The sequence below is a fragment of the Pseudoalteromonas sp. J2K-J599 genome (assembly GCF_059295115.2).
On record NZ_CM200272.1, the window covers coordinates 63,167 to 77,793 of the forward strand.

Genomic DNA, 14,627 nt, shown 5'->3' on the forward strand with positions numbered 1-14,627 from the left:
TTTATCTAGAAGAATGTGGCTTACACCACTGAACCGTGTGCTTATGGCGCGGTATTGTTTTACATTCTTTATTAGAATTTGCGCCTGGCTCGCTAACATATTGCGAGCTTGGCGTTACATTGGCACAACCTGCAGCCAATAATATAGCAAATATTGGAATTAATTTTTTCATTTTACCACCGTTTTGAATATGTTTTTAAAGCGCTTTGTCACTTTCTTTTAATGCAAAGCGCTTATTAATCTGCAAGCAAAGCTCACCTATCTGTTTGAAAGACTAAGCCAATTAAGCGTCTACAAAAATAACTTCGCCATTAATAAAACCATCAACCGAACGCTCAAACGCTTTACCTACAAGTTTGCCTGGTACTGGCTGAAAACCTGGCATCATTTCGCCATAAACGCCCCATGCTTCTTCAAGTACGGTAGGGTTTACCACATTAATACGTGTGCCTCGTGGCATTTCTAGTGATACGCATTTTGCAAACGTATCTATTGCGCCGCTGGTTGTTGCATCAGCAATTGCAAAAGGAATCGGCTTAACGTTTAAAATACCGCTAATTAGCGTAAATGAGCCGCCATCGGCAATGTACTTTTGACCAATGCGTACAAGGTTAATTTGCCCCATCATTTTGCTCATAATAGTGCTCATCCACTGGGCTTCGCTCATATCTGCAAACGTTTCGTATTCACATAAACCTACGGTATTAACTACCGCATCAAAATGACCTACTTTTTCATACAGCTCAGTAATTGACTGTTCACTAGTAATATCAACAATATGATCTACATCGCCCGAGCGACCCGCCGTAATTACTTTGTGCTTAGTTAAGCCAGTTAATGCCGCTTGACCCATTTTTCCTAGTGCGCCTATTAAAATTACTGTTTTCATTGTTTGCTCCAATCATTTGTTCACTTTAGTGTGTAGGAGCATAGTAAGGGAGTGGTTCAACAATGAAAAACAACCCTTTTATGTAAGTGATACCAAAATAATTGGTAATGTGGTACGTTCATCATGCTTAAACAACAAGGGCATTTGCATGAGTAAGTTAGACAGGCTAGATATAAAACAGCTACGTATTTTCCAAGCGCTGATTCGCGAAAAAAACGCATCAAAAGCGGCGAGTAAATTGGGCTTAACCCAGCAAGCAGTGAGTGAGCAACTTAAAAAGTTGCGTGATGTGTTTAACGACCAGTTGTTTTTAAGAAAAACTACCGGTTTTGTACCAACGCCTTATGCAGAGGAATTGTCGGTAGACATAGACAAGCTACTAAACGACTTTCAGGCACTATTAGCCCCTAAAATATTTGACCCAAAAACGGTTAGTGGTGCGTTTGTAATAGCCGCTACCGACTACGCACAACAAGTTGTTTTGCCTGCACTTGTAAAAGAGCTAAGAGAACAAGCGCCTAATTTAAAGCTAATAATAAGAGACTTTGAACTCGATAGTCTGCACGATTTAATGGAAAGCGGTAAAGTCGATTTAGCGATAGCTTTCCCCGACTATATTCCAAGTACTTACCCCATTATTAAACTGTTTGAAGAACAACACATTTGCGTTACTTCACCTAATTCATCAATAGCAGGGACACAACCAACGCTTGCGCAAATAGCCAGCTACCCAAGCATTATTACCTCGCCTTCGCGTCCAAATTTTAAAGGCTCTATTGACGATTGGTTTAAAAGCTTTGATTTAACACGCAATGTTGTTGTGTCGGCACCGTGTTTTTCTATTGTACCGATGTATCTAGAAACTACAGACTCCATTGCATTTTTACCCTCACGCGCAGTAAGCTCAGAGCTAGTAAAAATTGATTTACAACAGTTACCAGCCCCGTTTGATGTAATAGCAGCATGGCATCCGCGTTACAGTAAAAATCCACTGCATAAATGGGTGGTATCAAAGCTGGTTGTTGAGTGAAAAAATATGTGTTTAATTTCACTACACACGCTTACAACTTCTGACAGATACAAACAAAGCTCTCACATATTTTTTATGCTCTGATGCTTATTATTTCCCTATTAAATGATTAAAAGGGAAATCAGCATGAAAAAGTATCTTATAGCGGTATTGCTACTCTCAGGTTGCGCGTCACAAGGGGTTGACCGTAACAACCAAAACAAAATAGTTAAGCGTTACTATGCATCGGTAGAATCTATGCAATACGTAACACTTTCATCAGAAGTAGGCACAGGCATAGCAGCAGGCGCTGGGTTTGGCTTTGTAGACAGCTTAGATGGTAACACTGAAGAAATGGTAGGCGGAGCCATAATTGGCGGCTTAATAGGAGGGTTATTTACGGCATTATTTGAAGGCGGTAATGACGCCTATCAATATAATTTATACGCTGCCAACGAAGGTGAATTTACTGTAATTCAAAAGCAAAAACTCGATAAAAATACGCAATGTGTAGCCGTAACTGCAGGCGATAAAGTAAAACTTGAACCTGTTGATAAGCAATACTGCGAAAACAGCTCAAATGTGCACAAAAAAACTGATATTGCTCTATAGCAGTATTAGTTTTTATAGGTCGGTTAAGCGAAGCGCCACCGACGCTATAATATCCACATCACTCAAATCATTACTGTGCCAGCAAATCCTAACCAATCTCTCCAAGTGCTTTCATTGCGGCTTGTGCTTTGTCTGTTTGTACAAAAATATGGTCATGATAAAACGCAGCTACCACGTTAGCGCTAATGCCATGCTCAGTTAGCTTTGCAGATACCGCAGCTGTTAGCCCAACGGCCTCTAAGCTTGAATGTACATTAAGAGTAATTAAATTATATTTACCCTCGTAAGTAATACCTGCTTTATCGGCGGTTTCAGCTTTTAAAATAAGGGTTAGCCCTTCTTCTTCAACATAAGTAGCAAGTGGCTCTAAATGAACATAATCGGCTAGAGAGCCTGCTAAACAGCAAAAAATATACTCGCCCTGCTTAAGCGCTGGTTGCATTGATTTTAATAATTCGTTTAACTCTAAAATTCCGGCCATGGTCGTTCCTTACAATGTGTTATTTTTTTAGCTGCGCGACTAGCTCGCTTAATCTCGCAATTTTTATATTACTTAACTGTCTATAATCAAAATACGGGCACACAATAATGTTGTTAGTTGTGTCTATTGCAAACTCGTCGTCAAGCCAATCAAATTGTGCATGCAACTTACCTTGTTGTAATAAGTTTTTAGCGTGCGTACGCCCAGCAATTATATGTAGCTGGTTTTGATTGCTAGAAGCTTTATTTGCACAAGTACTAGTAGTGTTGGGCGCGCTAAATAGCAGGGCGGTTTTACTGTTTTTTTGCAGTAAATACTCATCGCGATATTGTTGCCAAGTGGGGGCTTGTTTGGCAAATGAGTAATGCTCACTTGGCAGGGAAAATAGCACTTTTGCATACACGTTAAACACTTTGCGCCAACCATTACCACAGTGCTGGTTTATGGTATTTATTTGCTCATTTATAACCGGTTCTAGGCATTCAAGTGTTTCAAAAAACGGCATTGGCGGCGCTTTTGCTACGTATACCGCCACGCTAAATTGCGTATCACCTAAGCCAACTAATTGTGTATTCAAGTTAGTTAGCCTTGTTTTGCGCTAAAATACGGTCAAGGTTATTTGCAAAGTTTTGGCGATCGGTTTGGCTAAGTGGCGGCGGCCCACCACTCATTTCTACGCCACTTGAGCGCATGGTATCCATAAAGTCGCGCACGTTAAGTATTGAGCGGATATTCTCGGTGGTATAAAGCTCGCCACGTGGGTTGAGTGCTTGCCCGCCGTTATCAATTACTTCACTTGCTAGCGGAATATCGCCTGTAATAACTAAATCGCCTTTTTCAACACGTTTTACTATTTCGTCGTCGGCTACATCAAACCCCGACGATACTTGTACGCGACTTATGTATTTTGAGGGCGGAATACGCATTGCGTGATTAGCCACTAAAATAGTCTCGATTTTCATACGCTCTGCAGCTCTAAAAAGTATTTCTTTTATAACAACAGGACACGCGTCTGCATCTACCCAAATTTTCATGCTATGGTCATTTTTATTGCTTTAGAATTAATATGATCCTATAGCAAATTTTTTTAATCGGCTAGCAAACTTTATATCCATCTATATTTAGATAATACGTACTATTTATGTAATTTAAAAAGGAGCTTACATGAAGGCTATAAAATACGGTTTACTTATTACAGGGTTATTTTTTCTTAGTGCCTGCACCAGCCCTCCTGAGGGAATAACACCCGTTAAAAACTTTGATATACAAAAATATAAAGGCAAATGGTTTGAAATAGCGCGTCTTAATCACTCATTCGAAGAAGGGATGGAGCAAGTTACCGCGACTTATTCAATTAACGACGACGGCACAGTAAAGGTCCTTAACAAAGGGTATTTAACGGATGATAAAAAATGGGATGACGCCGAAGGCTTAGCCAAGTTTGTTGAGGGCACCGACACAGGGCATTTTAAAGTCTCGTTTTTTGGTCCATTTTATGGCGCTTATGTGATTTTTGAACTTGACCAACCCGATTATCAATATGCATTTATAACCAGTTACAACAAAGATTACTTGTGGTTTTTGTCGCGTACACCAACGGTTAGCAAAGAGCTTAAAGAACGCTTTTTAACTAAAGCTAAAGAGTTGGGCTTTGCTACCGGTGAAATAATTTGGGTAAACCAAGAGACTATGTAAAGGGGGTTTACAGTTAGTTATATACGTTTTTAAAGTAGTAATAAAAGAGTCACCTAACTGTAAAGTAACTTAAATATATTATGGTTATATTGTGTGTACTTGCCGTGAGACAGCAAGTATTGGAAACACTGAATATCCCCTATTGTTGGCAAGCTATATAGCTTGCCATTTTTTTTGCCTAATATATGGGAAAGTAACGGATCATGTTTTTACTAACTAAGGCTAGTTTAATGCTAAAAACAACCCACTTAGTACAACTAACACGCTATTTAAAACACTAAACCACTTTACGTAGTCTACTAAAAAATTATAAAAAATCATTATAATTAAGACACTTAGGCTCATAAATCCACAAAATAGTAATGCTCCATATCCACCTTGAGTAACTATACAAAGCATCAAGCTTAGTAAAATACTGATCCAAGCAGCTAATAGCAGCTTTTTACGTTGGGGTTCTGTAGGGCGTTTTTTAAATACATCTTTAAAATGATTATACTTAGTCAGCGCAAAACAGTTAAAACTGAGCAGGCATAGGCTAAACCCAAGTAAATCAATCATGGTTTTTGCCTTTTAAGGTTATTAGATTGACCAGGGCTGATTATTTTTGAGTTGTTTTTAGCAGTACGTAATTTTTCGGTTTGTATAAAAAACAATATACTAAAAAACAAAAATAGTGCATCAAAAGTAAATAAAGCCCACTGTTTGTGCATCAAATAGCTAACTATATTACCGTTAGTTGTAAGTGCATTAATAACCGGTACGCTTAAACAAGCAACAGCATTTATAGCTGCCATAACTCGCCATTGCAGTGCATCGCGCTTTATAAGTGCTAAAAGAGCAACCGCTAGCCATGTTAAAAAGAACGCGAGTATTTCTTTATCTGCGCGCTCTGCGGTAGTTGGGCTAAGTAGTCTGTTAGCAATAAAAAATGCACACGTTGCCAGTGGAAGTCCCATAATAGTGGCTAGGTTTAACCCTTCAACTAGTTTTAAACCAAACGAAGGTTTAACGTTATTTTTAGTTCGCTCGCGAATTCGCTTAGCCCACATAATACAGCCAGAGCCAATCATTACACAGCCTGCAATACCGCCTAATACGTATAACCAACGCAGTAACCACGTAGCTAAACGCCCTGTATGCATTGAATTAAGTGATTCATAAAGCGCTTTGCTGCTAGTTAGCTCGTCATCAGTTTTAGCAACCATTTGCCCTGTAGCACCACTAAATATTAAGCGTGGTGCTTGGTCACGCAGTGTTTTACCTGCGCTTACCAATACGGTAATTGTTGAAGCTGCCATATTTGGTTGGTTAACTTGTACGCGAGTAATATCGGCATGAGGCCACTTAGTATAAACCTGATCTAAAATGCGTTGAATCGGCACCATTGATGATTCGCCTTGGGCTTTATCGGTCATGGTGTTGCGAGGGGTTACATCGTTAAAAAAGCCACGCATGCCGCTATCATAAGAGATTTGCGCAGGGTAGGGAAACAACATAAATATAAGTGTAATTATACCCGTATAAGTAATCATTAAATGAAAAGGAAGGGCAAGCACAGAGCTTAAGTTATGGGCATCTAACCATGTACGGCTACCTTTGTTACGCCTAAAGCTAAACATATCTTTAAAAATACGCTTATGAATAACCACCCCCGATATAATGGCAATCAGCATAAAAAAGCTAGCAAAACACACAATCCAGCGTGCGGTTATTGCATCCATGTAATGTAAATCATAGTGCAGCCGATAAAAAAAGTTACCGCCTTTAGTATCTACAAAGGGCTCAAGCTCTTGCATGGTATTAGGGTTTAGCTGTGTGTTTTCAAACTTACTGCGGCGCTGACCTGGCTCTTTTTGTTTTGCATAACCATAAATTAAATAAGGAATGCGTGGCTCAGGTAATGTAATACGCCAGCTTGATGAGTTAGCTCCATGGTTAGCTAAGTAATCAAATCCGGTAATTATTTGTTGTTTTTGCGCTTCTATACGCTGTGTTTGGGCTTGCACATTATGAATGGCAGGTTGATTCCATAACGTTATTTCGTCTCTAAAAAAGCTAAGAGTCCCTGCAAAAAATATTAAATATAATAACCAGCAAACGAGTAACCCTACCCAAGTGTGCAACCAAGTCATCGATCTGAAAAAGCTGTCTTTCATACCCAATCCTTTAGCAATGCAAGCAACCCGGCGAACGTACCTGTACTTAGTAAAATACTGATCCACACTGTTTTTAATGACTTAATGCTAAAGGCATAAATAAATACGACGGCATAAATTAAAATGCTAATTGAAACACTAAAAAGCACAGCGTCTTGTTTAGCTATTGGTAACACAAAGCTTAATAACGCAGTACTTGCAGAGGTAAAAGCATAGCCACCAATTATGGCAATAAAAAAACGTAAAAATACCAAAACTCGATAACTGCTTACGCTTTTTACTACAAGCGCAATCACGTTAACCTTATCGAATGGCGCACTGTGCAAAGGTGCCTGCATAGTTAATTAATCCCTTTATTTAGAGCTGAGAATAAAATAAAGGCGCTATTATATATGTTACAAATACAAAAGATAGTTATTCTCATTTGCGATATTTTATTTTTAAGTAAGTTATGCGTACTTAGTTACTTAGTAAAATACTGATCTGATATTATTTAATGATATTGCACAGGCTCTATGTAAAGCTTAAGGTTAATAAACTGAGTAAAAATAAAGAGTGAGTAACGATGAGCGATCACGAAAAACTAAATTACGTTGAGTTCCCTGCATGCGACTTACCTGCAACTAAGGCCTTTTTTAGTCGTGTATTTAATTGGCAGTTTACTGACTACGGCCCAGAATACACGGCGTTTAGTGGCCAAGGGCTCGATGGTGGCTTTTTTAATGCGCCGCTTAAATCGCTAACTCAAAATGGTGCTGCGCTATTGGTTTTTTATAGTAACGACATTCACGCCACGTATAAAAAAGTACAACTCCATGGTGGCACAATATTAAAACCTATTTTTGAATTTCCGGGTGGTTGCCGGTTTCATTTTGCAGAGCCGAGCGGCAATGAATTTGCTGTATGGGCAGAGCAACACTAGGTTTTACAAGGCTTGTAGCGCGAATGAGCTTAAAGATCACGATTTTACTAACTAACGCTCGTTTTAATTAAAATAAACCGATTTTTTACCAACTCATTTATCCTAAATGGCCATTTAGGATAAATATTAAGCATTTAAGGCCAAATAAACATGAATAGTCACCAATTAATAGAGCAAGTTAGTAAATGCGTGATCTGTGAACCTCATTTACCTTTAGGGGCTCGCCCTGTTATACAATTTAACCAAAACGCACGTATTTTAATTGCAGGGCAAGCACCTGGAATCAAAGTTCACGAAACAGGTGTGCCGTTTAACGATGCAAGCGGAAACCGCCTGCGAGAATGGCTTGGGCTAACACGTGATGAATTTTACGACGCTAATAATATAGCCATTTTACCTATGGGCTTTTGCTACCCGGGTAGGGGTAAGTCGGGTGATTTACCACCGAGAAAAGAATGTGCCCCTGCATGGCGCGAGCAATTATTGGCTGCACTACCAAATATTGAGCTGACAATAGTGCTTGGTAAATACGCGCAGGCGTATCATTTACCAGAGACTAAAAAAATGCCACTTACGGAGTTAGTAAAATCGTGGCGTGAGTATTGGCCAAATTATTTAGTGCTTCCACATCCGAGTCCGCGTAATAATATATGGCTTAAAAAGAACCCATGGTTTGAACAAGATGTACTTCCGGAACTAGATAAGCACGTTGCTGCTATTTTAAATAAGTAATACTTCTAGCATTAGGATTTATTGTAAAGGGGCATTATACCAATCCGCAATAATACTTAATCATTTTGCGGGGCTAAACGTGTCGCTACCTGTGTTAAAAAATTCTCATTTACGACTGCATGGATGCAGAAGGTAGAGCAATGCAGGAGCAATTGCCGAGAACAACTAAATAGCGAATTTTTTGCCTAGCTATCAACACGTTTTTCCATCCTCAAAATAGATCACTTAATTAAGCGAATTGGTATACAGTTAACTTAAAAATTAACACTCCAATTAAAAACAATAACAAACGAGGCTGTCTAATTTGAATGCATCTATATTAACTGAAGTAATACTTCCGCTCGCTCTTGCACTTATAATGTTTGGTATGGGTCTTGGACTCACAACAACCGATTTTACTCGTCTATTTAAAAACCCGCTTGGCATTGTCATGGGTTTAATAGGCCAATTTGTAGCAATGCCTTTATTAGCATTAGGGCTGTGTTATTTACTTAACCTACCAACGCCTATCGCTATTGGATTAATGATATTAGCTGCTTGCCCCGGCGGTACTATGTCAAATGTAGTAAGTCAGCTTGTTAAAGCTAATTTAGCACTTTCGGTAAGTTTAACAGCTGCCTCTACTGCAATTAGTATAATAACCACACCGTTTATTATTGGCTTTGCTATGAGTCAGTTTGCCCCAGCAGACGATGCTACTTTTTCTATTTTAACTACTTCATTAGGGCTATTTTTTATTACCTTAGTGCCAGTTGCTATAGGCATTTGGTTACGTCACTTTAAAAGTGATTTTGCCATTAAAGCAGAGCCGTTTTTTAGACGCTTCTCGTTGTTTTTTATGCTTATGATGATTGCCGCACTAGTAATAAAAGAGCGCGATTTATTAGTTAGCTCATTTAACGATGTATTTTGGGCGTGCATAGTGCTTAATATTGGTTCAATGGTTGTTGGTTGGTTAATTGCTAAGTGTTCAAAATTAAATTTAACTGATTCGCTGACGCTTTCAATTGAGGTTGGAATTCAAAATGCATCGTTAGCTATTTTAATCGCTATTAGCTTTTTAAATAAACCAGAATACGCAGTTACCAGTGGCGTGTATGGCCTTGCTATGTTTATAGGGCCACTGCTATTAATTGGCGGGTTAAAGCTTAAAAATAAACGTACCGCTAGGGCTGTTAACTAGGACTTTTAATTAGGGCATGTTGACCAAGTTACTTTAATTTATGGCTGCGGATAACGTAGCCTTAAACTCAAGTCTAAAAATACCACCAGTTAAATGTATGCTCTGCACTCATCGCGCCAACAAGTTGTAAGCTTATAAAACACTCTCAAGCTTAAATATTGCGCCAGGCGCTGAACTTGCTCGCGCAAGGAGCGAAGCTTCTAATTACTAAAGCGCATTTTAGGATGGGATAAGAGTGTAAGTAATACGGTAAAAAAGCAGTTAATTATTTAGTTACTAAAACTGCGCCTCAAATATGAGGCGCTACTTTAAAACTTACTATTTGGTTTGCATGTTTTTAGCGCGTTCTTCTGCATCTATTAATGCTTGCGATTTAGGCGCGCGTTTTTTCTCTTCTATTTTGGGTTTTTCAGTCGAGTCAGGATCCCAGCTTGAGTCTAACGATAAGTTAGCAAATGGATTTTTACTGTCTGCTTTTTTAGGCTCACTTTGTGGCTCATCAACTGGCGGTGTTGTTTGTGCTTGCTCAGGTGTTGCGCTTTGTTTTTTAGGCATCGGCTTTTCACCAGGTAATGGTGCATCTGGGTTAAATGTACGTACCTCTGGTTCTTTAAAGTCTTGCTCTGTTGTATATGTAGTCGATTGAGCGTCAGCAATTTGCTCTGGTGCGTGTAAATCTACAACCGGCTCACTCGCTGTTACTGGCTCAGGAGTACTAATAACCGGCTCTACAGTGTTGTGTTCGGCTTCTATTGGCGCAGGCTCCGTTATATGAGCAGTATGATGCTTACGTTGTTTTTTTACAGGCTTTGCATCTGGATCAAAGTCGCGTACTTCTGGCTCATTAAAGCTGCTGGCATTTTTAATACGCTCTAAGGTTGTTTTTGCTGCTGCTTCAAACTCGGCTGTATTAGGCTCAGGTTTTTGCTTTACTTCGTTAAACGTAGCGGTACTTGTCTGCTCTAAAGTATCAATTGAGTTAAGCGGTGTAGGCTCAATTTCGCTTGTTTGCACTTGTTTAGCTACGTTGTTTTGTTCATCTGAAATTTGCGGTGGTGTATGTTCAATATCAGCATTTTGTGTAGTGTTCGTAGGCTCTAAAGGCTCTTCATTTGCCTCTACGCTGCTCTTAACTGGTTTATTATTTTGAGTTACTTCGTTGATGACGACAGGCTCAATCTCTGGCTCTTTTGTAGTTTCAGGTTTAGCTGGCGTAACAATTTTTTCTGATTTAACTTCAGGTGGAGCCGCTATAGTCGGTTCTGCCATTATTTTACTTTGTTTTGCACGGCGCAGGCGCACGACGACCATAGCGCCAATAAGTACCACTATAACAAGTATTAAAGTGGGTAAAAGTAACGAGCTTGGGCTCTGCGCTACAGGTTGCGGCGCAATTACTGGGGCTGGTTTAGTTAACACAGGTGCTGGTTTTACAGGTACAGGCTTTTCAGGCTTAGGTTGAACGCTTTGCTCTGGCGTTGCCGGTTTTACTTGCTCTATCACAGCTTCGTTTTTTTGCTCTGTAACTACTTGCTCGGGTGCTGCTTTTGTTGGCTCTGCATCGATTACTATTTCGTTACTATTGGTATTTAGCTGATCGTTTATTTGTTGTTTTTGAGCATTAGTTAAATTAAGTGTTTGCTCGTTGATGCTTTCTTTAACAGCTTCTTCAGTAGGTTTAATTACAGGGGCAGGTTCAACAATTTTAGGTTGTGGCTGAGTAATAATAGCAGGCTTTGGCTCTATTATTTGGGGCTTAGGTTGTGCTTGAATTTCTTTTGGCTTATTACAGTTATTTTTGTAATCACGCGCAGCTTTACGATATTTTTGACTCGCTTTATTATTACTATTTTGCTGCATTTCTTGTTTAATTAAAATGCACATAGCTTCGTTGTATGCAGCACTTTGCGCACTATAAAATAGGGCAAAGCAAAGGGTAAATCTAATTAGTATTGATATCATAAAGTTATGCGCGCTTAAATATTAATAGTTTGATTTTAAGCGCAAAATTGAAAATTATCCAGAGTAATACGACTAATCAATAACCATAAGGCTGCGATATTCATCGTAAGCAAATTGGTCTGTCATACCGCTTATATAATCTTGAATTAATCTACAGCGATAATAAAATTCATACGCTGCAAAGTGATCGGGCTCTTCTTGCATTGCATCTATTGCGTGTTGGTAACTATTTAAGTGCTTTTTAGAGAGCTTTTTAACAAGTCGCGACTCAATTAATAAACGTGAATCGCCATTTAGAGCGCGCCTAAAGTCATCGCTGTTCAATTGAAGTAGCGGTTTGTAGCAATCGAGTAAGCCATTAATTATTCTATAACCTTGCAGCTCTAATTTTTCGACTTCTTTATTTGAAAAAACATGCTCAAGTGCAACTTGCTTTAGCATTTTGGTTACAGCGTGTAGATGACTTCTATCTTCTAAAAGTGCTTGGTTAAAATCGCCATGATAAATAGGTTCTATGTTCTCAATAAAGCGTTTTGCAGCATGTCCAACTAGCGGATGTAAAAGTGCTACGCGCAGGTATATAAAAAATTCGCTGTTAAAGTTATACGGTTGTGCTTTGGCGCGCTCATGTGCGTAGTCAACTGCTTTATCTACAAAAGTTTGGTGCTCTGTGTCGTCTATTGTTAGGTTTATGAGTGCTTTTTTATAATGACTTTTAAGCTGTGTACATAAGAATTCGGTACTTATGATCCCTTTTTCAACAGCATCCTCTATATCGGCTAGGCAATACGAAATGTCGTCGGCGGCTTCCATTATGTAACTTGCAGGATGGCGGCAGTAAGGCTCAATAGTGAGCTCTTTTTGTAGCGCTTCAACAAAGTTTTTTTCGCTGTAGTAGTAACCCACTTTTTTCATTAAGTAGTTTTTATTTTGGGGTATGTCTTTTACATCAAGCCCAGCAGGGCGAGTGTATTTTAAAATACCAGCACTTTGGCTGTAAGTTAAATTAAGCGTTTGCAACGAATGAATTATACGTATGCATTGAGCGTTGCCTTCAAAGTTACAAATATCAAGCGCAAGGTGTTTAAAAACAACACCTATACCTGTATTGGGCTCTTTGCAGCGCTCGGGTGTTACGCTTGCTAGGTTGTTATTAAACCAGTGGTTTATTGCCGCTTCACCAAAATGTCCAAACGGTGGGTTGCCTATATCGTGCATTAGGCAGGCCATTTCTACTAAGCTTTCCAGGGGGCGTTCTAAGTCGGTTAAGCCGTAATCTTTTTGTTGTTGGTAGCTTAAATTTGCAAAAATACGTTGCACTATAAAACGACCAACCTGTTGTACCTCAAGCGAGTGAGTTAAGCGCGAACGAACAGCTGCGTTGCGTTCAAGCGGAAACACTTGGGTTTTTTGCTGAAGCCTGCGAATAGCGGCACTGTTAATAATCCGGCCACGGTCGCTTTCTAGCGCCATTTGTAAGTTAGAGGTTGTGCGATACATTCGTGCTGGCGTTATTTTTTTACTAAAATCTATGGTCATCTTTATACTTATCCTTTTTACAATTGATGACTGGCATAGTTTTTAGCACATAGTCATTTGTCTTTAATATACAGGGTTTAATCTATCAGTTTGTATCATAAAGTAACAACTTGCTTTAAAATAATTTTTTGAGTAATTGTTGTGCATTTATAGGTGTTTATAATGAAACAGTGGATTTTAAAGGCGTTATCAATTTGCCTAATGTTAGGAATGAACAGCGCATTTGCTGCAAAAGAGCAAACTGTGGTGCTTGTATCAATTGATGGCCTGCGTTGGGATTATATTGAAAAACACGGTGCGCCAAATTTAAAAGCAATGGCCGAGCGCGGTGTTCGCGCACAAAAACTAATACCTGTTTATCCAACTAAAACGTTTCCTAACCATATTTCTATTATTACGGGCTTACTGCCGGTAAACCATGGCATTGTTGATAATAGCTTTTGTGATAAAGCGCGTAAAAACGACTGTTACAGCATGGGCAAAGCATTGGGCGATAGCACTTGGGTGAAGGGGATTCCGCTTTGGAATTTAGCAAAAATGCAGGGACTTAAATCGGCTACTTATTTTTGGCCTGAGTCAGATGCGTTATTTAACGGCATGACACCAGATTACTTTTATCACTATTCTAAATACAGCGATTACCAAAGCCGTGTTGATCAAATTATTCAGTGGTTAAGTTTACCAAAAGCACAGCGCCCACGTTTTATTGCGAGTTACTTTTCGCTAGTTGATAGCATGGGCCATGAGTTTGGACCAGACGCACCACAAACGCGAGATGCAGTTAAACAACTTGATGAATTAATGGGACAATTACAAACCCGCTTAAGTAAATTAGAGCAAGAGGTAAACTTAGTTATTGTCTCGGATCATGGTATGGCGAGTATAGATCCAGATAAAAGTATTGATGTAACCACACTGCCTCAAGATGAAAACTTTTTAGTTAAAAACACCGGTCCACGTTTACTCATATACACTCAACCCGATGCAATAAATGCAGATATAGCCGGCTATAAAGCTCGTTTACAAAAAGCAGCAAACGGTCGTTATACAGTATTAACTGACGAGCAGTTAGCAGCGTATCATTACAATAAAGGCACCCGTGTAGGCGATATTGTGGTGCAAACTACAGCGCCAGCGGTATTTACCAATGGTAAAAAACCAACCTATTTAGGGACTCACGGTTATGCATATACCGAGGATATGGCTGCATCATTTATTGCTGTAGGCCCTGCATTTAAACAAGGTGTAAGCCTTAAAGAAGTGAGTAACCTTGATATTTACCCAGTACTTGCAAAAGTGATGGGGCTTAAATTGTTAAATAAAGTAGATGGCAATGGTAAAACATTAATGCCAGCAATTAAGCAAAAAGTGGTTGTGCATTAGCTTAATCTATAAGAGCGCGTAAGCGCTCTGCAGGGAAGAACATGTAAAAACTTTAAAGTGGGCT

At 39.2% G+C, this 14,627-nt stretch carries 17 protein-coding genes; 7 read left to right on the forward strand and 10 right to left on the reverse strand.

Features of this window, described 5'->3' with window-relative positions; translation table 11 throughout:
• Position 1: 1 nt before the first annotated feature.
• Both AC5NT5_RS17085 and AC5NT5_RS17090 read right to left on the reverse strand, forming a co-directional pair.
• Positions 2–172, reverse strand: coding sequence for a hypothetical protein (locus tag AC5NT5_RS17085; RefSeq protein WP_188085404.1), 171 nt, complete (start codon positions 170–172; stop codon positions 2–4).
• A 111-nt stretch (positions 173–283) separates the two neighbouring features.
• Complete coding sequence (locus AC5NT5_RS17090) at positions 284–889, reverse strand: short chain dehydrogenase (protein WP_182673093.1); 606 nt, start codon at positions 887–889, stop codon at positions 284–286.
• Positions 890–1,037: 148 nt separating this feature from the next.
• On the opposite strand from AC5NT5_RS17090, the gene AC5NT5_RS17095 reads away from it, so the two are divergent.
• Both AC5NT5_RS17095 and AC5NT5_RS17100 read left to right on the forward strand, forming a co-directional pair.
• On the forward strand, positions 1,038–1,919 hold the full coding sequence (locus AC5NT5_RS17095) for a LysR substrate-binding domain-containing protein (RefSeq protein WP_494513603.1): 882 nt from the start codon (positions 1,038–1,040) through the stop codon (positions 1,917–1,919).
• Between the two features lie 126 nt (positions 1,920–2,045).
• Entirely contained in the window at positions 2,046–2,510 is a 465-nt protein-coding gene (locus tag AC5NT5_RS17100) for a putative periplasmic lipoprotein (protein WP_494513604.1), read from the forward strand.
• An 88-nt stretch (positions 2,511–2,598) separates the two neighbouring features.
• On the opposite strand, the gene AC5NT5_RS17105 is transcribed toward AC5NT5_RS17100, so the two are convergent.
• From AC5NT5_RS17105 to AC5NT5_RS17115, 3 genes are read right to left on the reverse strand one after another with little or no spacing between them, the layout of a single operon-like run.
• Positions 2,599–2,991 carry an ACT domain-containing protein gene (locus tag AC5NT5_RS17105; RefSeq protein ID WP_024592701.1) on the reverse strand — a complete coding sequence of 131 codons (393 nt, stop codon included), beginning with the start codon at positions 2,989–2,991 and terminating at the stop codon, positions 2,599–2,601.
• Between the two features lie 19 nt (positions 2,992–3,010).
• Positions 3,011–3,568, reverse strand: a complete 558-nt coding sequence (locus AC5NT5_RS17110; protein ID WP_288989116.1) for a DUF6942 family protein — start codon at positions 3,566–3,568, stop codon at positions 3,011–3,013.
• Position 3,569: 1 nt separating this feature from the next.
• Positions 3,570–4,025 (reverse strand): YaiI/YqxD family protein, encoded by a 456-nt coding sequence (locus AC5NT5_RS17115; protein WP_002959175.1) that lies wholly within the window; start codon positions 4,023–4,025, stop codon positions 3,570–3,572.
• Between the two features lie 130 nt (positions 4,026–4,155).
• On the opposite strand from AC5NT5_RS17115, the gene AC5NT5_RS17120 reads away from it, so the two are divergent.
• Positions 4,156–4,686, forward strand: coding sequence for a lipocalin family protein (locus tag AC5NT5_RS17120; protein ID WP_494513605.1), 531 nt, complete (start codon positions 4,156–4,158; stop codon positions 4,684–4,686).
• Between the two features lie 222 nt (positions 4,687–4,908).
• Here the strand turns inward: AC5NT5_RS17120 and AC5NT5_RS17125 are convergent, their stop codons facing one another.
• From AC5NT5_RS17125 to AC5NT5_RS17135, 3 genes are read right to left on the reverse strand one after another with little or no spacing between them, the layout of a single operon-like run.
• The gene (locus AC5NT5_RS17125; RefSeq protein ID WP_494513606.1) at positions 4,909–5,244 is read right to left on the reverse strand and encodes a DUF3325 domain-containing protein; all 336 of its coding nucleotides are present in this window, start codon (positions 5,242–5,244) and stop codon (positions 4,909–4,911) included.
• The gene (locus AC5NT5_RS17130; RefSeq protein ID WP_494513607.1) at positions 5,241–6,842 is read right to left on the reverse strand and encodes a PepSY-associated TM helix domain-containing protein; all 1,602 of its coding nucleotides are present in this window, start codon (positions 6,840–6,842) and stop codon (positions 5,241–5,243) included. The genes AC5NT5_RS17125 and AC5NT5_RS17130 overlap by 4 nt, the downstream gene beginning before the upstream one ends.
• Positions 6,839–7,180 carry a hypothetical protein gene (locus AC5NT5_RS17135; protein ID WP_494513608.1) on the reverse strand — a complete coding sequence of 114 codons (342 nt, stop codon included), beginning with the start codon at positions 7,178–7,180 and terminating at the stop codon, positions 6,839–6,841. Before AC5NT5_RS17135 ends, AC5NT5_RS17130 begins: the two co-directional genes overlap by 4 nt.
• Before the next feature lie 227 nt (positions 7,181–7,407).
• On the opposite strand from AC5NT5_RS17135, the gene AC5NT5_RS17140 reads away from it, so the two are divergent.
• The 3 genes from AC5NT5_RS17140 to AC5NT5_RS17150 all read left to right on the forward strand — a co-directional run bounded on the left by AC5NT5_RS17140 (position 7,408) and on the right by AC5NT5_RS17150 (position 9,679).
• Positions 7,408–7,764 carry a VOC family protein gene (locus AC5NT5_RS17140; RefSeq protein ID WP_039488837.1) on the forward strand — a complete coding sequence of 119 codons (357 nt, stop codon included), beginning with the start codon at positions 7,408–7,410 and terminating at the stop codon, positions 7,762–7,764.
• Positions 7,765–7,914: 150 nt separating this feature from the next.
• Positions 7,915–8,496 carry a uracil-DNA glycosylase family protein gene (locus tag AC5NT5_RS17145; protein ID WP_182711958.1) on the forward strand — a complete coding sequence of 194 codons (582 nt, stop codon included), beginning with the start codon at positions 7,915–7,917 and terminating at the stop codon, positions 8,494–8,496.
• Between the two features lie 304 nt (positions 8,497–8,800).
• Positions 8,801–9,679, forward strand: coding sequence for a bile acid:sodium symporter family protein (locus AC5NT5_RS17150; RefSeq protein WP_494513609.1), 879 nt, complete (start codon positions 8,801–8,803; stop codon positions 9,677–9,679).
• Between the two features lie 318 nt (positions 9,680–9,997).
• Here AC5NT5_RS17150 and AC5NT5_RS17155 read toward each other — a convergent pair whose 3' ends face one another.
• Together AC5NT5_RS17155 and dgt are read right to left on the reverse strand one after the other, a co-directional pair.
• A complete protein-coding gene (locus AC5NT5_RS17155) occupies positions 9,998–11,641 on the reverse strand; it encodes a cell surface protein (RefSeq protein ID WP_494513610.1) in 1,644 nt (547 codons plus the stop codon).
• A gap of 72 nt (positions 11,642–11,713) precedes the next feature.
• Positions 11,714–13,180, reverse strand: a complete 1,467-nt coding sequence (gene dgt / locus AC5NT5_RS17160; protein ID WP_494513611.1) for a dGTPase — start codon at positions 13,178–13,180, stop codon at positions 11,714–11,716.
• Between the two features lie 162 nt (positions 13,181–13,342).
• Here dgt and AC5NT5_RS17165 point away from each other — a divergent pair, with 162 nt between their 5' ends.
• Positions 13,343–14,563 (forward strand): alkaline phosphatase family protein, encoded by a 1,221-nt coding sequence (locus AC5NT5_RS17165; protein WP_494513612.1) that lies wholly within the window; start codon positions 13,343–13,345, stop codon positions 14,561–14,563.
• Positions 14,564–14,627: the final 64 nt, after the last annotated feature.